This window comes from Pseudomonas stagnisoli, from assembly GCF_048595745.1.
Taxonomy (GTDB): Bacteria; Pseudomonadota; Gammaproteobacteria; order Pseudomonadales; family Pseudomonadaceae; genus Aquipseudomonas; species Aquipseudomonas alcaligenes_A.
Genome location: NZ_CP184361.1, coordinates 926,402 through 948,764, shown reverse-complemented (window position 1 = coordinate 948,764; position 22,363 = coordinate 926,402). Strand labels below are relative to the sequence as shown.

Here is a 22,363-nt window from a genome sequence, read left to right as displayed (position 1 = left end):
GCGCCCCTCCCGCCGGGGTATACGCAGCATGACGTAAGCGCATACGTCATCTGACGTACAGCGCCACGGCACCACCCTGGTGCACTCTCGGACGCAAGCAGGAAGCCAGACAGAAGCCCGGGCGCACGCGCGCAAGGGCCGCCATTGGGGGCATGGATGTTGCAGCCACGCCGGTAGCGGGATTCGCGGCGGCTCAGGTCGACGCGCCCCGAGCGGCTGGGGAGCCCTGGTATACGGGGCATACGCGACAGACATCTCGGCGCAGGGACGGCGCGATCAACCATGACATCGATCAGGAAGCGAACCGTGCAACCCACCGGAACCCAGCGCATCGTCAAGATTCGCCGCGACTACAACAGCTGGGTCGCCGACGAGACCCTGGAGGACTACGCCCTGCGCTTCACGCCACGGGCGTTCCGCAAGTGGTCGGAGCTGCGCATCGCCAACACCGCGCTGGGTGCCGTATCGTTCCTTGCCCTGGAGGCCATCGGCGGCGCGCTGGCGCTGTCCTACGGTTTCACCAACACCCTGTGGGCGATCCTCGCGGTGAGCCTGGTGATCTTCCTCACCGGCCTGCCGATCAGCTACTACGCGGCGCGCTACGGCGTGGACATGGACCTGCTGACCCGCGGTGCCGGCTTCGGCTACATCGGTTCGACCATTACCTCGCTGATCTACGCCAGTTTCACCTTCCTGTTCTTCGCCCTCGAAGCGGCGATCATGGCCCTGGCGCTGGAGCTGTACTTCGACATCCCGCTGGCGCTGGCCTACGTGATCTGTTCGGTGATCATCATTCCCCTGGTGGCCTACGGCATCACCCTGATCAACCGCCTGCAGACCTGGAGCCAGCCGCTGTGGATATTCCTGCTGCTGCTGCCCTATGTGTTCGTCATCGCCAAGAATCCCGAGGCGCTGAGCGACTGGACCAGCTTCGCCGGGCGCGAGGGCGAGGCCGGCAGCTTCAACCTGCTGCACTTCGGCGCCGCCTGCACCGTGGCCCTGGCACTGGTCACGCAGATCGGCGAGCAGGTCGACTACCTGCGCTTCCTGCCAGAGAAGACCGCGCACAACCGCAAACGCTGGTGGGCCGCGCTGCTCATGGCCGGCCCCGGCTGGATCATCCCCGGCGCGCTGAAGATGCTCGCCGGCGCCTTCCTCGCCTTCCTCGCCCTGCAGCACGAGATCCCCATGGAGCGTGCCGCCGAACCCACGCAGATGTACCTGGTGGCCTTCGGCTACGTGTTCGCCAGCCCCGAGTTCGCCCTGGCCGCAATGGTGCTGTTCGTGATCGTCAGTCAGGTGAAGATCAACCTGACCAACGCCTACGCCGGCTCGCTGGCCTGGTCCAACTTCTTCGCCCGCGTCACCCACAGCCATCCGGGGCGCGTGGTGTGGCTGGTGTTCAACGTGGCCATCGCCCTGATGCTGATGGAGCTGGGTGTGTTCGAGGCGATCGAGGAGGTGCTCGGCCTTTACGCCAACATCGCCATCGCCTGGATCGGCGCGCTGGTGGCGGACCTGGTGATCAACAAGCCGCTGGGCCTGTCGCCGCGCTACATCGAGTTCAAGCGTGCGCACCTGTACGACATCAACCCGGTCGGCGTCGGCGCCATGCTGATCGCCTCGCTGCTCTCGGTGCTGGCCCACTTCGGCCTGTTCGGCGCCCTGCCCCAGGCCGCCTCGCCGCTGGTGGCGCTGTTCTCGGCCTTCCTCTGCGCACCGCTGCTGGCCTGGTACACCGGCGGGCGCTACTACATCGCGCGCACCAGCACGGCGACCCTGATTCACCCGCCGCACGCGCAGCACGCCGGCCGCTGCGGCCTGTGCAACAACAGCTTCGAGAGCGAGGACATGGCCTTTTGCCCGGCCTACAGCACGCCGATCTGCTCGCTGTGCTGCTCGCTGGATGCGCGCTGCGGCGATGCCTGCAAGCCACACGGGCGCCTGAGCCAGCAGGTCGACGCGCTACTGCACTGGCTGCTGCCCTGGGCCAGCATTCCGCGCCTGCACAGCCGCCTGGCGCAGTACCTGGGCTTTCTCAGCCTGCTGGTGCTGATGCTGTTCGGTGCCCTGGCGCTGATCTACAGCCAGGTCTCGCACGGCCTGGTGCCGCACTCGCCGGAGGTGCAGCAGACGCTGTACCAGGCCTTCCTCAAGGCCTTCCTGACCCTCTCGCTGTTCGCCGGCATGCTCGCCTGGTGGATCGTCCTGACCCGCGAGAGCCGCCAGGTGGCACAACAGGAATCGGACCGCCAGACCCTGCTGCTGATGCAGGAGATCGAGGCCCACGGCAAGACCGACGAAGCGCTGCAGAAAGCCAAGGTGCAGGCCGAGAACGCCAATGCGGCGAAGAGCCGCTACGTCACTGGCCTGTCCCACGAGCTGCGCACGCCGCTCAACAGCATCCTCGGCTACACGCAGATCCTGCAGCGCGATGATGCGCTGAGCGAACGTCAGCAGGACGCACTGGCCACCATCTACCGCAGTGGCTCGCACCTGCTGTCGCTGATCGACGGCCTGCTCGACGTGGCCAAGATCGAGGCCGGCAAGCTGCACCTGGAGCTGTCGGAAATCCCATTCCCCGAGTTCATCCACCAGCTTGAGCGCATGTTCGCCCCGCAGGCCACCGAGAAGGGCCTGGCCTTTCGCCTGGAGACGGCCGGACGCATCCCGGCCGTGGTACGCGGCGACGAAAAGCGCGTGCGGCAGATCCTGATCAACCTGCTGGGCAACGCCGTACGCTTCACCGAGCAGGGCGAGGTGCGCCTGCGCGTCGGTTACCTGCGCGAAACCGCCTGCTTCGAGGTCGTCGACACCGGTATCGGCATCGACCCGCAGCAGATCGAACGCATCTTCCAGCCCTTCGAGCGCGGCGATCTGATGCGCCAGGACAACGGCGTCGGTCTCGGCCTGACCATCACCCGCATGCTCACCGCGCTGATGGGGGGCGAGCTGTCGGTGCACAGCGAACCGGGCAAGGGCACGCGCTTCCAGGTGCGCCTGTTCCTCTCCGAGGTGCGCGTGCCGCAGGCGGTGGTGCACGTGGCCCACGACATCATCGGCTACGAGGGCCCGCGCCGGCTGATACTGGTAGTGGACGACCACCTGGAGCACCGCCGCGTGCTGGCGGGCATGCTGGAGCCGCTGGGCTTTCGCGTGGAACAGGCGGCCAGCGGCCAGGAGGCCATCCGTCAGGCCGCGCTAATGCGCCCGGACCTGATCCTGATGGACCTGTCGATGCCGCAGATGGACGGTTTCGAGGCCAGCCGCCTGATCCGCCGCAACGCCGCCTGCCAGGCACCGATCATCGTGATCTCGGCCAACGCCTTCGCCGACGACCGCGAGCGCAGTATCGCCGCGTACTGCAACGACTACCTGGCCAAGCCGGTGCATACCCCGGCGCTGCTCGAACGCATCCAGCAGCAACTGGGCCTGCAGTGGCTGCACCGCACGGCCGAACTGGAGAGCGCCGCGCCGCTGATCGAAGTGTTGCCCAGCGCCAGCGAACTGGCCGAGCTGCGCGAGCTGGCGGCGCTCGGCTACATGCGCGGCATCCAGGACAAGCTCGACAGCATCGAGCAGCAGACGCCGGCATGCGCCACCTTCACCCAACGCCTGCGGGCCCTGGCCAAGGGCTTCCGCCTGGACGAACTCAACCATCAACTCAAGGAGGCCGAACATGAATGCAGCCACGCCGCTTGCTGAGCGCGGCACCGTGCTGATCGTCGACGACACGCCGGACAACCTCGCCCTGCTCTCCGACGCCCTCGACGCCCAGGGCTACATGGTGCTGGTGGCACTGGACGGACAGAGCGCACTGAACCGCATCCAGCGCCGGCGTCCCGACCTGATCCTGCTCGATGCGATGATGCCCGGCCTGGACGGCTTCGAGACCTGCCGACGAATCAAGGCCGCGCCGGAAAGCGCCGATATCCCGGTACTGTTCATGACCGCGCTGACCGACAGCGAGCACGTGGTGGAAGGCTTCGCCGCCGGCGGCAGCGACTACGTGACCAAACCGATCCAGACCGACGAGGTGTTGGCGCGGGTCGGCGCGCACCTGCGCACCGCCCGCCTGATCCAGGCTGCCAGGCAGACCCCGGCCGCCGCGCCGACCCTCAACGACGCACCGGCCCAGGCCACCCTCTCGGCGCGTTTCCAGCTCACCGAACGCGAGGTCGAGGTGCTGCGCTGGGTCGCCTGCGGCAAGACCAACCGCGACATCGGCGACATCCTCGGCCTGTCGCCGCGCACGGTGAACAAGCACCTGGAGCACGTCTACGTGAAGCTCGGCGTGGAAACCCGCACCGCCGCCACCTCGGTAGCCCTGGCGGCGATGGCCGAGCGGGCCTGAGGCAGGGCTGGCGCAGGGCCGGCAAATCGCCGATGCTGCGCCCATGCGCCTGATCGACACCCACACCCACCTCGACTTTCCCGAATTCGACGCCGATCGCGCCGAGTTGCTGCAGCGCAGCCGCGAGCTGGGTGTGGAGAAACTGGTGGTGCTCGGCGTGTACCAGGCCAACTGGCAGCGCCTATGGGACCTGGTGCAGGCACACGACGGCCTGTATGCCGCCTTCGGCCTGCATCCGGTCTACCTCGACCAGCACCGCCCCGAGCACCTGGACGAGCTGCACGCCTGGCTGCAGCGCCTGGCCGACCACCCGCGGCTGTGTGCGGTCGGCGAATTCGGCCTGGACTACTTCATCGAAACGCTCGACCGTCAGCGCCAGCAGGAGCTGTTCGAGGCCCAACTCAGGCTCGCGGCAGAGTTCGAGCTGCCCGCCCTGCTGCATGTACGCCGCGCCCATGCCGCCACCATTGCCACGCTCAAGCGCCACCGGCTCAAGCGCGGCGGCATCATCCACGCCTTCGCCGGCAGTTACGAGGAGGCCCGCGAGTACCTGCGCCTCGGCTTCAAGCTGGGCCTGGGTGGCGCGCCAACCTGGCCGCAGGCCCTGCGCCTGCGCAAGGTGGTGGCGCAGTTGCCGGCCGATACCATCGTGCTGGAGACGGACGCGCCGGACATGGCCCCGGCCATGTACCCCGGCCTGCGCAACAGCCCCGAACACCTGCCGGACATCTGCGCGGCACTGGCCGAACTGCGCGGGGTGACGCCTGAAGAGCTGGCCGCCGTCAGCAGCCGCAATGCCGCCGAGCTGTTCGGCTGGGACTGAGGTAGCCCTGGAAACAACAAGGCCCGCCAAATGGCGGGCCTTGCACATTGCACAGGACTTATCAGACGCGGAACGCGCTGATCAGCTCCTTGAGCCGCGCCACCTGATCGGACAGCTGGCGGCTGGCCTGTTCGGTCTGCACCGCGCCTTCGGCGGTGCGCTCGCCGGCCTGGTTGATCTCGACGATGTTCATGTCGATATCGTGGGCCACGGCGGTCTGCTGCTCGGCGGCGGCGGCGATCTGCTGGTTCTGGTCGACGATCATGCCGACCGCGCCGAGGATATTCTCCAGCGCCTGCTGCACCTGAGCCGACTGGTTGACGGTGTTCTCCACCATCTGGTGGCTGCCGTTCATGGCGGTCACGGTGGCGCCCACGCCGCTCTGCAGGCGACCGATCATCTGCTCGATCTCCTCGGTGGACTGGTGGGTGCGCTTGGCCAGGTTGCGCACCTCGTCGGCCACCACGGCGAAGCCGCGACCCTGCTCCCCGGCACGCGCGGCCTCGATGGCGGCATTCAGAGCCAGCAGGTTGGTCTGTCCGGCGATACCCTTGATCACATCCAGCACCTGGCTGATCGCCGCACTGTCGGCCGCCAGCTGGTTGATCACACCGACCGACTGGTCGATCTCGCTGGCCAGACGCTGGATGCTGCCAACCTGCGACTCGACCATGGCGCGACCGCTGACCGTCTCGTCGTTGACGCTCTGCGCACTGCTCACCGCCGCAGCTGCGCTGCGCGCAACCTCCTGGGCAGTGGCGGACATCTCGTTCATTGCCGTGGCGACCTGCTCGATCTGCCCGCGCTGGGCAGTCACGGCCTGGCTGCTCTCGCCGGACACCAGCTCGACGCGGTCCGCCTGGCGCTCCACCTCGACCACGGTCTGGCCGACCAGGTCGATCAGGTCGCGGATCTTCGCCACGGTGCCGTTGAAAACCTCGCCCAGCTCGCCCAGCTCGTCCTGGCTGCGCACGTTGACGCTCACCGTCATATCCCCGGCAGCCACCTTATTGAGCGTGCTGCCAAAGCCCTTGAGGGTGGCGCGGGTGGAAACGTAGAACGCGCCATAGAGGTAACCGATGGCGAGGAACACAGACACCAGGGCCACCACCAGCAGCACCATCTGCGTACGCTTGCCCTCCAGACGCTGGCTCAGCTCGTGGTCGAGGAAGCCAAGCATCTGGTCGTTGAAGGTGTAGGTCTTGTCGATCGCGGTGCTGAGCTGATCGAAGAAACCCTGCCACGGCGCGTCCAGGCTGTCGGCCATGAGCAGCTGCTCTTCCAGTACCCCGCTGACCTCCGTCAGCGAGGCACGGCTGGCCTCGGCTGCCGTGCTCAGCTCGTTGCGCGCACGCGCATTGCCATCCAGCGCACTCTGCAGCTTGAAGCCGTACTCGGCGTGCAACTGCTCCAGCTGGGCGAGCATTTCGTCGAGCTTGGTGCTGTCGGAAGAGCCGAGAATCCCTTGGCCGAGCGAGTAAGAACCCAGTGCACGCCCCTTGCTCAGCGCCTCGGTCACCGGCGGCGTGGCCGTGGTCAGCAACTCGGCCATCTGCCGCACGGTCAGGTCGCTGTCCTGGCTGAGGCCGGACTGGCTGGCAACGAACTTGATGAAGACTTCGGCGTTGTCCAGCGCCTTGACCACCAGACCTGCCTTGCTGCGCAGCGACGACTCGGCAGCAACCGCGTCGAGCGCCGCCTTGATGGCGTCGCGCTGGGCATTGAACTCCTCGATCTTCTGCGCGTCATCGCTGGGCGAGGTCAAGGCGTTCAGGGTCTCGGAGATACTCTTTTCCAGAGGCGCGATCAGTGCCGCGAGCTTGTCCGCCTCGCCGGACTGGCCGAGCACCGCATTGATCTCGTAGAGATCGTTCAGCCGCTCCAGCTCCTGCCGCATCTTCTGGCTCTGCTTGAGCAGCTCCAGGCTCTGCAGCTCGGTGCGCGTATCGACGAAGGCGTCGTAGGATTCGCGCACCAAGTAGTAGTTGGTGACCAGCATGGGCAGGAAGAACAGCACGCTGATCAGGCTGAACTTCATGCCGAAGCTCAGGCGGTTCATCAGCGCGATGGCAGGGTACAACACGCTATTCACTAGACGTCTCCTGTTGCCATTATTGTTGTATGCCAGCCGGGAGAAGGCTGGTCGCTTGAACGGCAAGGTGTCGTGGCTTTCTGAATTCTAGCGGGGCTGGCCATTTGCCAGGCACAGCTCCCCCACCGCTTGTATACCGGATATCGGCGCCGGTCTGTGTAACTTAAGGTTAAGAATGCGCATGTCTCTTCGCTTCGGCATTGATCTGGGTGGTACCAAGACGGAAATCATTGCCCTGCAGGGCTCCACAGAGCGGCTGCGGCGGCGATTGCCTACCCCGCAGGGTGACTACCACTCCACGCTTCTGACCATCATGAGTCTAGTCCAGGCAGCAGAGATGGAGTTGGGTGCCAGCGGCACCGTCGGCGTCGGCATTCCCGGCACCCGCTCGCCGGACCACGGGCGAATCAAGAACGCCAACTCCACCTGTCTGATCGGCCAGGACCTGCAGGGCGACCTGGAGCGCCTGCTGGAGAGGCCGGTACGCCTGGCCAACGACGCCGACTGCTTCACCCTGTCCGAGGCCAGCGATGGCGCCGGCGCCGGTGCCGACAGCGTCTTCGGGGTGATTCTGGGCACCGGCGTCGGCGGGGGTATCGCCATCCATGGCCGGCTGCTGAACGGCCCCAACGCCATCGCCGGCGAGTGGGGCCACAATGCCCTGCCCTGGCGCAACGCGACCGACGGCCCGGCCAGACGCTGCTACTGCGGCCTGGACGACTGCATCGAAACCTTTCTCAGTGGCCCCGGCTGGGCCGCCCGCAGCAACCTGGGACTGAACGCACGCGAGCTGGCAACGGCGGCAGCGGGCGGCGAACCCGCCGCAGCTCAGGCGCTGGCGCGGTACTGTGAACAGCTGGCGCGGGCGCTGGCCTCAGTGATCAACATCCTCGACCCGCACGTGATAGTGCTGGGCGGCGGCCTGTCCAACATCCCCGCGCTGTACCGCGAGGTACCGCCACTGCTGGTGCGCCATGTGTTCTCGGACCAGGTCAACACCCGCCTGGTCCAGGCCCGCCACGGCGACTCCAGCGGCGTGCGCGGTGCCGCCTGGCTGTGGCCCGAGTAACTAGAGCAGCAGGATCCACACGGCGAAGGCGGCATACCAGAGTACAGCGGCGCGGATCAGCAGCTGCCACAGTTCGTCGAGGCTGGCGACTCCCGCCTCACCGGGCTGCGCCTCGCCCACCTCGGCAGCGGCGACACCGGCACGAGCCACCAGTTGCGCGGCGGGGATATCCCAGGCGAGCAGGTCATGCAGCACCGCATGGCTGACGGCGGAGAAATTGCCAACCAGGGCAAAACTGGCCGCCAGCACCCGCACCGGCAGCCAGTCCATGGCATGCCGCAGCTGCGCCGCGCGCTCGGCCACCGCCGTATCGCTCGCCCGCTCCGCGGTCAGCGCCAGCAGGCGATAGGCCAGCGCCGGCAGCGGCCCAAGCAACGCGTACCAGAAGATCACCGCGAAAAAGCCCTGGTAGGCCTGCCACAGCTCGTAGGCACGCACGCGTTCGAGCAACTCGGCCTCGGCATCGGCCACCAGCCCCAGATCACGCTCGGCCACATGCAGAGCGGCCTGCTCATCACCCCGGCGCCAGGCGTCGCGAAATGGCCCCAGCTCCGCCAGCAGATCGCCGCGTCCCAGGCTGTAGACCAGCACCAGCAGATGCACCGGCAACAACAGCCAGCCGTAGGCCAGCGGCTCGAGCGCGAGCACCAGCAACCCGAGCAGGGCCACGGGCAGCAACACCGCCAGGGCCAGGGTGGACCAGGGCGAGCGCCCCGAACTGGCCGTCAGCCACTGCAGCCAGGGGCCGTCCTGCTGGATGCGCAAGCGCCCGGCGGAAAACTTCTCCACCCACAGCACCAGCAACAACACCAGAAAGTTCATCTTCCACTCTCCTCATGCTGCAGGGCGGCGCGCAGGCGCGCCCAGTCGAAACAGGGGCCGGGGTCGGTCTTGCGCCCCGGCGCGATATCGCTGTGACCACAGATGCGCTCGGCGCTCATTTCAGGATAGGCATCCAACAGCACCTGGGTCAGCTCGACCAAGGCCCGGTACTGGGCGTCTTCGAATGGCATCTCGTCGGTGCCTTCCAGTTCGATCCCGATGGAGAAGTCATTGCAGTTCTCCCGCTCGCCAAAGCGCGATACCCCGGCGTGCCAGGCGCGCTGGTTGCACGACACAAACTGGATCACACCGCCATCGCGCTCGATAAGGAAGTGCGCAGATACGGTCAGCTGGGCGATGCCGGCGAAGTAGGGATGCTCGTCCACCGGCAGCTGGTTCTGGAAGAACTGCTGCACCTTGCCGGTGCCGAACTGCCCCGGCGGCAGACTGATATTATGCAGCACCAGCAGGGACACCTCCCCTTGCGGGCGCTCGTTGAAATTCGGCGAGGGGCAGTGACGCACGCCGTCACACCAGCCGCTGGCAGGGTCCAGCCACATAAGGGCTCCTTGATGACTGGCCGCCACTCTAGCAGAAGTGCGCTAACGAAAACGCCCGGCACAGGGCCGGGCGCTTCCAGGCAACAGCGCCTCAGGCGCCCTTGAGCTTGCGCAGGTTACCGATCACCGACTCCAGGGCACGATCGAACAGCAGGGCATCATCGAGCAGGCGAATGGCACCACGGCGGAACTCCACCGCCAGGCCCATGCGGGTCTTCTCCATCACCTTCATGCCAGTGCGGTTGACGAAGATGTACTTGCCGGTCGGCTTGATGATGGCCGCCAGCTTGCCGCGCAGCTTGTGTTCCTCGTCTTCCTGGATTTCCACCCAGCTGCCGACGCGGAGCTCGTCCACTTTGTGCAGGGCCTCATCATCGTCCGGCAGGCTGGCCTCCGGCTCTTGCTGGCGATTCTCGCCGGGCGCCAACAGAACGATCTCCTCGACCACCTCGACCATGGCAGGCGCTTCGACGATCTCCTCCATCTCCTGCGGCGGCAGTTCCAGCAGGGGACCCGCGCCCAACTCGGCGACGCTGTCGAACTGCACCTCGGCGGCCACCTCGCTCGGCGGCACGGGCTGAGGTTCGACGATCTCCCGCTTGAAGCGCTGGAAGACCTGCACATGCACGCTCTCCAGCTTGCTGAAGAATTCGCTGGTAACGAAGGGGTCGATGGCCGCACTGGCCAGGCCGTCGCGCAACGACTTGAGCAGGCTCGGCACCAGCTCCAACAGGCGCAGACGGTCTTCCGGCGACTCGTGGGGCTCGACGCTCCAGATCAGGTCGTCCATTACCGCCAAGGCGGATACCCACTCGGCGGATTCGGCACCATGCTTCAGGCAGGTCAGCTGCAGCACCTTGCTCCAGCCCTCCTGCAGCAGGCGCACCACCACCTCGGGCAGAACCTTGCCGAGCAGACGCGAATTGAGTGCCTGTTCGACCTGCTGGCGCGCCAGCTCGGCCTTGGCGCGACCTTCCTCGGCGTCACGGGTGCGCTGCTCGAGCAGCTCGCTGCGACGCTTCTCGTCACCGGTGAAGGCAATGAACTCGGCGAGCACGTCGGAGAAGATCGCCGGATCATCGGTGAAATCGTTGAGCAGCCGCTGCACGACCTGCTCGATGCGCTGGTACAAGGCATCACGCTGCTCGTCGCCCTGGGCATTCCAGCCCAGGGCGGCAGATGCAATTTCGTTGAGCAGGCGGCGGGCCGGATGACTGCCGCGGCTGAAGAAGGTCTTGTCCAGCACCGCAACCTTGAGCATCGGGATCTGCAGCCGACCAATCAAGGCCTTGAGCGAATCCGGCAGCGTACGATCATCGAGGATGAACTCGAACAGCATCGCCACCAGATTGATCACATCCTCATCGACTTCACCCACCACGCGTGCCTTGCCACTCTTGGCACTGACGCGGGTCAGCAGGCCCTCGAGCTGGTTGCGCAGGTCATAATCGTCGCTGACCTGCTGGGCACCGACCGGGAAATGCTGTTGCAGGTGCGACAGCAGGCGCATCAGGTCATTACTGGAAATCGGCACGGCATCGGCAGGAACCTCGCGCCGCGGCAGCACGGCACTGCCACGCACCTGCGACAGCAGCTCCTGCAGGGCGCCGAAGACCTCCTGGACGCCCTCGTCGGCATAACCCGCAGCGGCGACGCCTCTTGACTCAGCCCCGTCCTCACGCGAGGTACGCGCAGCAGCGGACGGCGACCGCCCTGGCTGACGGCGGGCCGGCGGCGCGGATTTCAGCTCCGGCAACACACCAGCCTCGACCAGCTGCTGGTTGGCATCGGCATAAAGCTGATCGAGATCGCCCAGCACGTGCTTTTCGAAAAGCTTGAGAATGATCAGCTTGACCCGGATCTCCACCCCGAGCCCCTCGCAGGCGGCAAGGAACTGCTCGCAAAGCAGACGCGGGCCCAGCGGGTTGGTTTTGTCTTCGAGCTTCCTACTGATAACCGCATTGAGACGGGTGGTGAGGTGGCCAAGGGCGGTGCCATCACGACTCATTACGCGAGAAACCATGGCGTCTAGGGCCACCGACTCCTCCAGGACATCATCCTGAACCAGCGAGAGGCTCTCGAAAGACACATTGCCGAGCTGCGGCGCAGGCGTCCCAATTTCGTACTGATTCAGTGTGGCGAAGCTCTCGAAGACTCGCTGCAGGAAACCTCGCTCGATGGTCTTGCGCTTCAGACGCAGATCACGCATCGCCTCGAAAAACGCATTCTGCTCGGCGTTGCTGGCCGCACGATCCGCCATCTCGAAAAGCGTGTCGTCAGCATTGTCGAACAAACCCTGCAAGCTCAGCTTCAGCTGCTGGGCTGCCTTGTCACGTACCTGAATGAGGGCCACGGGAAGCCTTCCTGCTGGAGAAGTAGGCGATTGCTCGGGCGCAACCTTGTTCAGGTGCACCACTTTCGCGTCGGTCTTCATTGCGAGTCTCCCGCAGGCTGCCAGATCAGAACAGGCCTGCTAAACGATCAGCTGGGCATCACCCAAAAACGTCAAATAGATGGCGCCAGAAAATGCAGCCACCCTCAGTATAGGGGGATGCGAAGCATGACCAAATACCCCCTATCGCAGACATGACCCAGATCACAGAGCGGGAGATCAAGGTTACGAACGGTCATTCGCAGCGACCGGACCGCACCTTCTAGGGTCTAGCCAATTCTCCCGACGACGCTGCACCAGCCGTCGGCTATCCCTATAATCGCGCCACCAGCATGCGGAGGCCACGATGCCCAACCTGACCCTCGCCGAACTCGGCGCCGAAATCGAAGCCAACGCGCGTCGCGCCCTGAGCGAAGACATCGGCAGCGGCGACATTACCGCCCAATTGATCCCCGCCGAACGCCTGGCCCATGCCCGCGTGATCACCCGCGACGCCGCCGTTGTCTGCGGCAGCGCGTGGGTCGATGCGGTATTCCGTCAGCTCGACCCACGCGTGGCCGTGCACTGGCACGTCATCGAAGGCGAACGGGTCGCGCCCAACCAGCCCCTCTTCAGCCTCGACGGCCCGGCCCGCGCCCTGCTCAGCGGCGAACGCAGCGCTCTGAACTTCCTGCAGACCCTTTCGGCCGTCGCCACCCGTTGCCGCCATTTTGCCGACCTGGTCGATGGCACCGGGGTGAAGCTGCTCGATACCCGCAAGACCCTGCCCGGCCTGCGCCTGGCACAGAAGTATGCCGTCACCCAGGGCGGCTGCCACAACCATCGCATCGGCCTGTATGACGCCTTCCTGATCAAGGAAAACCACATCGCCGCCTGCGGCGGCATCGCCCAGGCCATCAGCGCCGCCCACGGCATCGCCCCCGGCAAGCCGGTGGAAGTCGAGGTAGAAAGCCTGGAAGAACTGCAGCAGGCGCTGGAAGCCGGGGCCGATATCGTCATGCTCGACGAACTCAGCCTGGAAGACATGCGCACCGCAGTAAAACTCACCGCCGGCCGCGCCAAGCTGGAGGCCTCCGGCGGCATCAACGAAGCCACGCTGCGCACGATTGCCGAAACCGGCGTGGATTACATCTCCATCGGCAGCCTGACCAAGGACGTCAAGGCTGTCGACTTGTCGATGCGGCTGAGCTTGTAACCGGAGCCACTTTAAAACACAAAGCCCCGGCAAATTCGGGGCTTTTTAATACGGCGCCAGAAGCAGGATTTAAATTCGCACCCTTCACATTATAAATGCATTGCTCTACCGGCTAGGCCACATCGACAAAAAACGCCGGCTATACTGCCTCAGCCACAGCACTCACTTAAGAACACAATTACCGCCACTACTTAACTCACACAATACCCCACGAGCACCTGGACTGCGTGGCAACGCTGAAACATCCGTGGAAAGATCAACGACACCATCGAGCTTATCACAGGCCTGTTTCACTGGAGATGGTACCGGCTCATTAGCACTCAGAGCGGCCATTGCCATATTTACGTATGCTCTAGCCTCCGCCAAACAAGCTCTTTCTGCGGAGCTAGCCACAAATTGCTGATAGGCTGGTAGCGCGATCGCCGCCAGCAAACCCACGATTGCAACCACGACCATTAACTCAACCAAGGTGAACCCATTATTCCGGAAATTCATGAGCACCTCTTGGTGAAAATTATTCATTTTCATCTAATAACAATGCATGCAGGATGACAAGGAAAATCCTGCAAATACTATTTGCACCCCAACCGTCAAAAAATTCAAAATAAAAGTACAACAATACAAACCCTAAAAGCACGACGCCCTGCAAAAAGCGGGGCGCCGCGACACATGCTCGGAGGGAAAGCCAGATCAAGCAAAGCTAGTAAGATTATTACTAGCCACCACTATGAACACCTACCCAACCTAGTAACAATCTGCGTTACTTAATCACGCAAGTGGCACCTTTAGACAAGTCACACTCAATGCTCTTGCCCGGAGTACCACCTTTGGCAGTTTGAGTAAATACACCCAGCGTGGCCGCAGTCTGAGCGGAAGCGTCTGGCGCAGTAGCACAAGCGCTAAAGTTAGTAGCCTTAACGGCAGTGCCATTATTAGGATCGAGGATGTCAGCCAGAGCAGTGTTGGCATAGGCCTTCATTTCAGCCAGACATGCTTTGTCTGCAGAATTACGAGTATAGTTCTGGTAAGCCGGCAGCGCGATGGCGGCCAGAATACCAATAATGGCAACTACAATCATCAATTCGATCAGGGTAAAACCTTTCTGCATTTGAGCTTTCATTAAATGTCTCCTTGGAGTGGTCAGGCACACAGCCTGATCTATTCAGAGCATTTTGCATGCCAATCTAACACGCCACGCACATTAGGCCTCCGCAGCCCGCCCAGACCGCCCCCTAACCACCTCCGGCAACTAGCGACATTTTTTGTCACCCCCTTGAGGCGCTGTTTGGCAGCATCGCACAAACAGGCTATAAGGCAGGATTATCCATGAAACTCTACGGCTCAACCGATGAACGACGCGGTTTCTCTTTCCGGCCTGGCCCGCCAGGTGGCCCAGGCCGGCCTGCTAGACGAAAAAGCAGCGCAGCAAGCGCAGCTGCAGGCAGCAAGAAATCAGCTGCCCCTCATTACCTACCTGGTCCAGAACAAACTGGTTAAAGCACGAGCACTGGCCGAACTCACAGCTGAACAGTTCGGTGTCGCTTTCTTCGACCTCGGCTCGTTAGATAAGGAAAGCCAACCGCGCGACCTGGTCACCGAAAAGCTGATTCGCCAGCATCGCGCCCTACCACTCTGGCGTCGCGGCAATAAGCTGTATGTGGCGGTGTCTGATCCGAGCAATCACCAGGCAGTCACCGATATCCAGTTCAGCACCGGCCTCAATACCGAGAGCGTACTGGTCGAGGATGACAAGCTGGGCGAGGCCATCGAAAAATTCTTCGACAATGCCGGTAGCGGCATGGATGACCTCGGCGACATGGACCTCGACGGCCTGGATGTCGAAGCGGTCGATGAGGACAAGCAGGACGCCGGACAGGGCAATGAGGCCGATGACGCTCCCGTTGTACGCTTTGTCAACAAAATGCTGCTGGATGCCATCAAGGGCGGCTCCTCCGACCTGCACTTTGAACCTTATGAAAAAACCTATCGCGTGCGCTTTCGTACCGACGGCATTCTGCATGAAGTAGCCCGCCCACCGATCCAGCTCTCCCCGCGCATTTCCGCACGCCTGAAAGTCATGGCCAGCCTGGATATCTCCGAGCGGCGCAAGCCGCAGGATGGTCGAATCAAGATGAAAATCTCCAAGACCAAAGCCATCGACTTCCGCGTCAATACCCTACCGACCCTGTGGGGCGAGAAGATCGTGATGCGGATTCTGGACCCCTCCAGCGCACAGATGGGTATTGATGCGCTCGGCTATGAAGAATTCCAAAAAGAACTCTACCTGACAGCCCTCAAGCAGCCGCAGGGCATGATCCTGGTTACCGGCCCTACAGGCTCAGGCAAGACGGTATCCCTTTATACCGGCCTTAACATTCTCAACACCGTGGACGTGAACATCTCCACGGCAGAGGATCCGGTGGAGATAAACCTGGAGGGCATCAACCAGGTAAACGTCAATCCCAAACAGGGCATGGACTTTTCTCAAGCGCTGCGCGCCTTCCTGCGCCAGGACCCCGATGTGATCATGGTCGGCGAGATTCGCGACCTGGAAACCGCCGAAATCGCCATCAAGGCTGCGCAAACCGGCCACATGGTGATGTCCACCCTGCACACCAACAGCGCCGCCGAAACCCTGACGCGTCTGCGTAATATGGGGGTGCCCAGCTTCAATATCGCCACTTCGGTGAACCTGATCATTGCCCAGCGCCTCGCGCGCAAACTCTGCTCCAGCTGCAAGAAGGAGGTAAACCTTCCTAAAGAAGCCCTTATGGAGGAAGGCTTCACCGAGCAGGAGGTCGGAACCTTCAAGGTCTACGGGCCGGTCGGCTGCGAAAACTGCAAAGGTGGCTACAAGGGGCGATTGGGTATTTATGAAGTGGTTAAAAACACGCCCGCCCTACAGCGGATTATCATGGAAGACGGCAACTCCATCGATATCGCCGCACAGATGCGCAAGGACGGTTTCAACGACCTGCGCCGCTCCGGCCTGATCAAAGTAATCCAGGGCGTGACCAGCCTGGAAGAAGTCAACCGCGTGACCAAGGACTAAACCATGGCGGAAAAAGCAATAAAAACCAGCACCTTCGCCTGGGAAGGCACCGACCGGCGCGGATCCAAAATTAAGGGAGAAATGAATGGGCAAAACCCTGCCCTAATAAAAGCCCAACTGCGCAAGCAGGGTATTAACCCGCTCAAGGTACGTAAGAAAGCCCAGCCTCTGCTCGGTCGCAGCGGCAAGAAGATAAAGCCAATGGACATTGCTATCTTCACCCGACAGATGGCTACCATGATGAAAGCCGGAGTGCCTATGCTGCAGTCTTTCGACATTATTGCCGAGGGACTGGAAAAACCAAATATGCGTAAGCTGGTAGATGACGTTAAACAAGACGTCGCCGCCGGTAATAGCCTAGCCTCAGCTCTTCGCAAACGCCCCCTGTACTTCGATGACTTGTACTGCAACTTAGTCGAGTCCGGCGAGCAGTCAGGCGCCTTGGAAACTCTACTTGACCGTGTTGCCACGTACAAAGAGAAAACAGAGGCACTAAAGTCGAAAATCAAGAAGGCAATGAACTATCCCATTGCAGTAATTGTCGTAGCGCTAGTTGTCTCTGCCATTCTATTAATTAAAGTTGTGCCGCAGTTCCAATCAGTTTTTGCAAACTTTGGCGCAGAGCTACCCGCCTTCACACTAATGGTAGTTGGTCTATCAGAAAGTTTACAGGAATGGTGGTTCGTAGTGCTATTGGCAATTGCCGGGACCGTCTACGGCTTATCTACGATCCACAAGAGGTCAGAGAATTTTCGGAACTGGGTAGATAGATTGATGCTCAAAGCACCAATCATTGGGAAAATCATATATATGTCTTCGGTTGCTCGCTATGCCCGCACCTTGGCCACGACATTCGCTGCCGGTGTACCGTTAGTGGACGCCCTGGACTCCGTTGCCGGCGCCACAGGCAATGTAGTTTTCCGTAGCGCTGTCCACAAGATCAAGCAGGACGTTTCTACCGGCATGCAATTGAACTTTTCCATGCGAAGTACCAACGTTTTCCCCGCCATGGCCCTACAGATGACTGCCATTGGCGAAGAGTCAGGCGCGCTTGACGATATGCTTGATAAAGTCGCCACGCACTATGAGTCAGAGGTAGATAACATGGTGGACGGACTGACCGCACTGATGGAACCGATGATCATGGCTGTACTGGGCGTACTGGTTGGCGGCTTGGTGATTGCCATGTACCTGCCAATCTTCCAGATGGGCCAGGTGGTGGGCGCTTAAATTGATACAACTCGATTTCCTGGCCGGCAGCCTGCCGGCCTTTGTTTTATCTGCCACCCTGCTAGGGTTGGTCATCGGCAGCTTCCTCAACGTCGTCATCTACCGCCTGCCGGTGATGATGCAGCGCGACTGGCGCAAGCAGGCACGGGAGATTCTCGAGCTGCCGGAAGAGCCCGAACAGGGCACTTTCAATCTGGTGCTGCCGAACTCCTGCTGCCCCCACTGCGGCCACCAGATTCGCCCCTGGGAGAATATCCCGGTGCTCAGCTACCTGTTCCTGCGCGGCAAGTGCGCCGGTTGCAAGGCACCGATCAGCAAGCGCTACCCGCTGGTCGAGCTGGCCTGCGGCCTGCTGTCCGGCTACGTCGCCTTCCATTTCGGTTTCGGCTGGCAGGCGGCTGGCATGCTGCTGCTGACCTGGGGTCTGCTGGCGATGAGCATGATCGACTGCGATCACCAGCTACTGCCCGACGCCCTGGTGCTACCGCTGCTGTGGCTGGGCCTGATCGCCAACCAGTTCGGCCTGTTCACCAGCCTCGAGGATGCGCTGTGGGGGGCCATCGCCGGTTACCTCAGCCTGTGGTCGGTGTACTGGCTGTTCAAGCTGCTGACCGGCAAGGAAGGCATGGGCTACGGCGACTTCAAGCTGCTGGCCATGCTCGGTGCCTGGGGTGGCTGGCAGGTACTGCCGCTGACCATCCTGCTGTCGTCACTGGTCGGCGCGGTACTCGGGGTGATCATGCTGCGCCTGCGCAACCAGGAAACCAGCACGCCGATCCCCTTCGGCCCCTATCTGGCAATTGCCGGCTGGATCGCATTGCTCTGGGGTGATCAAATAACCGCGACCTATCTGCAGTTCGCCGGTTTTAGATGAGCAAACCCTGGATTCTCGGCCTCACCGGAGGCATTGGTAGCGGCAAGAGCGCCGTAGCACAGCACTTTATCGACCTCGGCATTCACTTGGTGGATGCCGATCATGCCGCCCGCTGGGTGGTGGAGCCAGGGCGCCCGGCCCTGGCGAAGATCGTCGAACACTTCGGCCCGCGGGTATTGCAGGCCGACGGCAGCCTGGATCGCACGGTGCTGCGCCAACTGGTTTTCCAGGATGAAGCGCAGCGCCGCTGGCTGGAAGGCCTGCTGCACCCGCTGATCTTCCAGGAAATCGCCCAGTACCTGGCTCGCGCCGAATCGCCCTACGCTGTTCTGGTATCGCCGCTGCTGGTGGAATCCGGCCAGCACCGCATCACCCAGCGAGTGCTGGTGGTCGACGCCCCGGAGCAGCTGCAACTGCAACGCAGCATGGCCCGCGACAACAGCTCCGAGGAGCAGATCCGCGCCATCCTCAAGGCACAGACCAGCCGCGAAGAGCGCCTGCGCCACGCCCATGACGTACTGACCAACGACCAGGACCTAACCTGGTTGAAAGGCGAGGTCGAGCGCCTGCACCAGTTCTACCTGACCCTGCGCGGAGGCCAAGCATGAGCGCCACTGTTGAATGCCCGACCTGCGGCGCGCCGGTCGAGTGGGGCCCGCAAAGCCCCAACCGCCCCTTCTGCAGCGAGCGCTGCAAGCTGATCGACCTGGGCGCCTGGGCCTCCGAGGCGCATGCGATTCCCGGCGACACGCTGGAAGACTCGCCCTTCTCCGGGGACCTGCCGCCGCGCGAGCACTGAGGCTCAGGGCCGCATGAAGGCGTAGTCGCGCTGTGGGTCGAGATTGTCGGCGAGAAACTGCAGTTCCTGCGCCAGATCGGCCACTTCCCGCTCCAGGCGATTCAACTCCACCGCCTCGCTGAGCAGTGCACGCAACGTCATCACCGGATCAAAACCCTGCGCCCGCGCCCGTTCAAGACTGCCTTCCAGCTCCTGCCGCGCCCATTGATGCACACCCATGGCCCTGCCCTCTGCAATTTTCTCCAGCATGAGGGCGTGGTGCTGGCGAATCTTGATCCAGGTCAGGCCCGGCGCCAGGATAAATCCCGCTTATGGCGGACCATCCGAACCGCCGTCCTTCCAGGGTGCGGACAGGTAGCGCGTGCGATTGAAGGTCTCCAGCCAGTCCGGATAGAACACCACCAGGCCGGTGACCAACATGCCGTTGATGAACGCCTCGGGGAACATCACCAGCCACAGGTAGCCGACGAAATCGTCCAGCCACGGGGGCATGGCATACAGACCATCGTGCCAGAGCACTGCCAGGCCGCCGAGCAGGCAGGCCAATGCCGCCAATGCGGCCGGGAAGAAGCCGCAGCAGAAGATATAGACGAACAGGTTGCGCGGTTGCCGCCGCTCTACCTGCAGCGCGCAAAACTCGGTGATGGCAACCGGCACGGCTACCAGCAGCAGGCCGTTGACCCCCAGCGCGAACAGATCCAGGCGCCCCAGGGCAAGCAGGCCGAGCTGGGCGGCAAAACCGCCGAGCACTGCCAGGGGCCAGTCGAGCAGCAGGGTCACGGCCGTCATGCCGATGAAATGGAACGACAACCCCGAGGCGAAGTCGCGCCGCACCAGCCAGAGCAGAAACAACGCCAGCACGGTACCGAACAGCAGATGCTGGCGGCGCTGATCGCTGAACAGCTCGAGCCAGGGCGAACGCCACAGCGCCCAGCCCAGGACGGCCGCGTACAGCAGCCAGCCCAGCCACTGGCTGGCCGGCAACAGCAATTCGCTGGCGATCACTGCCCCAGCGCCTGCAAGGCCTGGCGCAACGCGCCGGCATCGGTGAACTGGCGCTGGCCACGCAGCTCGCCGTTATCCAGGTCCAGCCAGAGCAGTTCGGCCTTCTCGCCCGGATAGCGACTGGCCACCCGCCCACTACGGTCGAGCATGACGCGATAGCCGTAGTCACGCATGGCCGGCACGGCGAAAAGACTGGCAATCGGTGCTGGCATGCCGCTGATGTCGGCGAGGAACACCACCGAATGGCGTTCTAGGTAATCGCCGCCGAGCTCAGCCAGCGCCTCGTCCAGCAGCCCGGAGGCGTCCATGCCGCGCGCGACCAGCAGCACGCGCAGGTCCGGCTCCAGGGTGTAAGGGCGGTCGAACTGATCGAGCAGTGTCCAGGGTGCCAGGCGTGTTGCCTCGCCCTGCGCCAGGGCAACACCCATCCAGGTGACCAGCAACGGGAAACAACACCAGCGCAGCAACCTCATCGCTCAACTCCTCGTGGAAAAGACTTCGATATCGTCACGCGCCAGCCACTCGCTGCGCGCACGCCAGAATGCCAGGGCCGCGGGCGCCGCGCCCAGCACGAACACATGGGACTTGTGCACGCCCTGTTCCGCCAGGCGCGCCAGCACCTCGGCCAGTAGCGCACGGGCCAGCCCACGCCCGCGCCAGGCCGGTGCCACGACCAGATGGTGCAGATAGCCGCGTCGCCCATCATGCCCCGCCAACAGGGAGGCAATGGGCCTGCCCTCGGCCTCCACCAGCAGGCTCAATCCGGGATTGCGCTCGAGATAGCGACAGAAGGGCCCGTACTCATCTTCGGTGCGCAGCTGAATCCCCGGCGTGCTGCGCCAGAGGGCAAACAAAGCAGCGTGATCGGCAGGAGTCGCGGCGCGCATGAACATGAAAACCTCGCAATGGCCGACTCATCTTACACCGCAGCCGGCTCGGCCGGCTTTACGCTATGCTGCGGCCATGGACGACTCCGACTACCTGCGCCTGCTCACACGCCAGGCCGAAGAAGCCAACGACTTCCTCTCCAACGCCCGCAAGTGGGAGCGCGAGCGCTGGGTCTGCCAGCGCCTGCTGACAGCCCTCAACGTGCGCCATCGGCAGGACGAGTTCAGCACCGGCCAGGAGCCCCCGGACGTAATGTTCCGCGACGCCAGCTTCGAAGTCTTCTTCGTGCTCGACAAGGGGCGTCGCCTCAATGACGAATGGAAGGAAGAACTCGAGCGCCGGCGCAGCGCCCTGTCGCTGAGCCAGTTGCTGCGCCGCGAATCGCGCCCCCGGCGTATTCCGGCCGTCGAGCTGCAGGCGCGCCTGAGTCCCACCCTGCGCAAGAAGGCGCACAACTATCGCGAACGCGGGCTCGACCTGGGCGAGCTGGACCTGCTCGCCTATGTCAGCCTCAAGCGCGACGTGCTCGACCTCAACAGCCATTTCCCACCGCCCGGCGAATACCTGCGCCAGGGCTGGCGCTCGCTGTCGCTGGTCGGCCCCAACTACGCCCGGGTACTGTTCGCCCACCGCGATGCCCCGGACTTCCTGCGCCACAGTCTCGGGCGCACCGTGCTGTTCGACGTCGGTATCACCTTGTGAACACACTGCCGGAACTGCTCGCCGAGGTGCCACAGCGCGGCCGCGTGCGCTGGCTAGGCGTACGCCCGCAATCGCGCGAGGCCATGCTCGAACCCGAGGCCGTGGAGGCGCGCCGCGAAGCCGGACTGACCGGCGACCATGCCCGCCCAGGCCCGCGCAATGCGCGCCAGGTGACCCTGATCCAGTGGGAACATCTGGCCGTAGTCAGCGCCCTGCTCGGCCGCGAGATCACTCCGTCCGACCTGCGGCGCAATATTGCGGTCAGCGGCATCAACCTGTTCAGCCTCAAGGGCCGGCGCTTCCGCATCGGCCGCGCACTGCTGGAAACCACCGGCTGGTGCCAACCCTGCGCGCGCCTGGAACAGCGCCTCGGCCCCGGCACCTTCCAGGCCATGTGCGGGCATGGCGGCATCACTGCCCGGGTGATCGAGGGCGGCATCATTCGCCTGGACGATGAAGTGCGCGTTGAGCCGGCGTGACCGGCGCGTCTAGAATGACGGCATTCT

Annotated in this window: 21 protein-coding genes and 1 pseudogene; 12 read left to right on the top strand and 10 right to left on the bottom strand. The window is 63.4% G+C overall.

Annotation, left to right across the window (positions count from 1 at the left end; all coding sequences use genetic code 11):
- Positions 1-306: 306 nt before the first annotated feature.
- The 3 genes from ACOAPY_RS04535 to ACOAPY_RS04525 are packed head-to-tail and all read left to right on the top strand — an operon-like array spanning position 307 to position 5,177.
- Entirely contained in the window at positions 307-3,705 is a 3,399-nt protein-coding gene (locus ACOAPY_RS04535) for an ATP-binding protein (RefSeq protein WP_465155249.1), read from the top strand.
- On the top strand, positions 3,680-4,354 hold the full coding sequence (locus tag ACOAPY_RS04530; protein ID WP_465155247.1) for a response regulator: 675 nt from the start codon (positions 3,680-3,682) through the stop codon (positions 4,352-4,354). The genes ACOAPY_RS04535 and ACOAPY_RS04530 overlap by 26 nt, the downstream gene beginning before the upstream one ends.
- A gap of 43 nt (positions 4,355-4,397) precedes the next feature.
- On the top strand, positions 4,398-5,177 hold the full coding sequence (locus ACOAPY_RS04525) for a TatD family hydrolase (protein WP_465155245.1): 780 nt from the start codon (positions 4,398-4,400) through the stop codon (positions 5,175-5,177).
- Positions 5,178-5,238: 61 nt separating this feature from the next.
- Here the strand turns inward: ACOAPY_RS04525 and ACOAPY_RS04520 are convergent, their stop codons facing one another.
- A complete protein-coding gene (locus ACOAPY_RS04520) occupies positions 5,239-7,269 on the bottom strand; it encodes a methyl-accepting chemotaxis protein (RefSeq protein ID WP_465155243.1) in 2,031 nt (676 codons plus the stop codon).
- 181 nt (positions 7,270-7,450) lie between these two features.
- Between ACOAPY_RS04520 and ACOAPY_RS04515 the strand changes: the two genes are divergently transcribed.
- Positions 7,451-8,338, top strand: a complete 888-nt coding sequence (locus ACOAPY_RS04515; RefSeq protein ID WP_465155241.1) for an ROK family protein — start codon at positions 7,451-7,453, stop codon at positions 8,336-8,338.
- Here ACOAPY_RS04515 and ampE read toward each other — a convergent pair whose 3' ends face one another.
- The 3 genes from ampE to ACOAPY_RS04500 all read right to left on the bottom strand — a co-directional run bounded on the left by ampE (position 8,339) and on the right by ACOAPY_RS04500 (position 12,154).
- The gene (gene ampE / locus ACOAPY_RS04510) at positions 8,339-9,160 is read right to left on the bottom strand and encodes a regulatory signaling modulator protein AmpE (RefSeq protein ID WP_465155239.1); all 822 of its coding nucleotides are present in this window, start codon (positions 9,158-9,160) and stop codon (positions 8,339-8,341) included.
- Positions 9,157-9,720 carry a 1,6-anhydro-N-acetylmuramyl-L-alanine amidase AmpD gene (gene ampD / locus ACOAPY_RS04505; protein ID WP_465155237.1) on the bottom strand — a complete coding sequence of 188 codons (564 nt, stop codon included), beginning with the start codon at positions 9,718-9,720 and terminating at the stop codon, positions 9,157-9,159. Before ampD ends, ampE begins: the two co-directional genes overlap by 4 nt.
- Positions 9,721-9,811: 91 nt before the next feature.
- Complete coding sequence (locus tag ACOAPY_RS04500) at positions 9,812-12,154, bottom strand: DUF1631 domain-containing protein (RefSeq protein ID WP_465155235.1); 2,343 nt, start codon at positions 12,152-12,154, stop codon at positions 9,812-9,814.
- 304 nt (positions 12,155-12,458) lie between these two features.
- On the opposite strand from ACOAPY_RS04500, the gene nadC reads away from it, so the two are divergent.
- Positions 12,459-13,307 carry a carboxylating nicotinate-nucleotide diphosphorylase gene (gene nadC / locus ACOAPY_RS04495; RefSeq protein WP_465155233.1) on the top strand — a complete coding sequence of 283 codons (849 nt, stop codon included), beginning with the start codon at positions 12,459-12,461 and terminating at the stop codon, positions 13,305-13,307.
- 162 nt (positions 13,308-13,469) lie between these two features.
- Here nadC and ACOAPY_RS04490 read toward each other — a convergent pair whose 3' ends face one another.
- Both ACOAPY_RS04490 and ACOAPY_RS04485 read right to left on the bottom strand, forming a co-directional pair.
- Positions 13,470-13,835, bottom strand: a complete 366-nt coding sequence (locus ACOAPY_RS04490) for a pilin (RefSeq protein ID WP_465155231.1) — start codon at positions 13,833-13,835, stop codon at positions 13,470-13,472.
- A 480-nt stretch (positions 13,836-14,315) separates the two neighbouring features.
- Positions 14,316-14,427: pseudogene (locus tag ACOAPY_RS04485) on the bottom strand (prepilin-type N-terminal cleavage/methylation domain-containing protein); the annotation flags it as partial.
- Between the two features lie 228 nt (positions 14,428-14,655).
- Here ACOAPY_RS04485 and pilB point away from each other — a divergent pair.
- Genes pilB through yacG form a run of 5 tightly spaced genes read left to right on the top strand, consistent with a single transcriptional unit; the run spans position 14,656 to position 19,262 of the window.
- Positions 14,656-16,359, top strand: a complete 1,704-nt coding sequence (gene pilB / locus ACOAPY_RS04480) for a type IV-A pilus assembly ATPase PilB (RefSeq protein WP_465155228.1) — start codon at positions 14,656-14,658, stop codon at positions 16,357-16,359.
- Between the two features lie 3 nt (positions 16,360-16,362).
- On the top strand, positions 16,363-17,589 hold the full coding sequence (locus ACOAPY_RS04475; RefSeq protein WP_465155226.1) for a type II secretion system F family protein: 1,227 nt from the start codon (positions 16,363-16,365) through the stop codon (positions 17,587-17,589).
- Between the two features lies 1 nt (position 17,590).
- Positions 17,591-18,463: a prepilin peptidase gene (locus ACOAPY_RS04470; protein WP_465155224.1), complete on the top strand. Its 873-nt coding sequence runs from the start codon at positions 17,591-17,593 to the stop codon at positions 18,461-18,463.
- The gene (coaE, locus tag ACOAPY_RS04465; protein ID WP_465155222.1) at positions 18,460-19,071 is read left to right on the top strand and encodes a dephospho-CoA kinase; all 612 of its coding nucleotides are present in this window, start codon (positions 18,460-18,462) and stop codon (positions 19,069-19,071) included. Before ACOAPY_RS04470 ends, coaE begins: the two co-directional genes overlap by 4 nt.
- Entirely contained in the window at positions 19,068-19,262 is a 195-nt protein-coding gene (yacG, locus tag ACOAPY_RS04460; protein WP_021702222.1) for a DNA gyrase inhibitor YacG, read from the top strand. Before coaE ends, yacG begins: the two co-directional genes overlap by 4 nt.
- A gap of 3 nt (positions 19,263-19,265) precedes the next feature.
- Here yacG and ACOAPY_RS04455 read toward each other — a convergent pair whose 3' ends face one another.
- The 4 genes from ACOAPY_RS04455 to ACOAPY_RS04440 form a co-directional block, all read right to left on the bottom strand.
- Positions 19,266-19,481 carry a hypothetical protein gene (locus ACOAPY_RS04455; RefSeq protein WP_076580330.1) on the bottom strand — a complete coding sequence of 72 codons (216 nt, stop codon included), beginning with the start codon at positions 19,479-19,481 and terminating at the stop codon, positions 19,266-19,268.
- Between the two features lie 90 nt (positions 19,482-19,571).
- The gene (locus tag ACOAPY_RS04450) at positions 19,572-20,267 is read right to left on the bottom strand and encodes an energy-coupling factor ABC transporter permease (protein WP_465155220.1); all 696 of its coding nucleotides are present in this window, start codon (positions 20,265-20,267) and stop codon (positions 19,572-19,574) included.
- On the bottom strand, positions 20,264-20,740 hold the full coding sequence (locus ACOAPY_RS04445; RefSeq protein WP_465155217.1) for an FAD/FMN-containing dehydrogenase: 477 nt from the start codon (positions 20,738-20,740) through the stop codon (positions 20,264-20,266). The genes ACOAPY_RS04450 and ACOAPY_RS04445 overlap by 4 nt, the downstream gene beginning before the upstream one ends.
- Before the next feature lie 3 nt (positions 20,741-20,743).
- Entirely contained in the window at positions 20,744-21,160 is a 417-nt protein-coding gene (locus tag ACOAPY_RS04440) for a GNAT family N-acetyltransferase (protein WP_465155215.1), read from the bottom strand.
- A gap of 70 nt (positions 21,161-21,230) precedes the next feature.
- Between ACOAPY_RS04440 and ACOAPY_RS04435 the strand changes: the two genes are divergently transcribed.
- On the top strand, positions 21,231-21,857 hold the full coding sequence (locus ACOAPY_RS04435) for a DUF1780 domain-containing protein (protein ID WP_465156712.1): 627 nt from the start codon (positions 21,231-21,233) through the stop codon (positions 21,855-21,857).
- Positions 21,854-22,336 (top strand): MOSC domain-containing protein, encoded by a 483-nt coding sequence (locus ACOAPY_RS04430; protein WP_465155213.1) that lies wholly within the window; start codon positions 21,854-21,856, stop codon positions 22,334-22,336. The genes ACOAPY_RS04435 and ACOAPY_RS04430 overlap by 4 nt, the downstream gene beginning before the upstream one ends.
- The last annotated feature ends 27 nt before the right edge of the window (positions 22,337-22,363 follow it).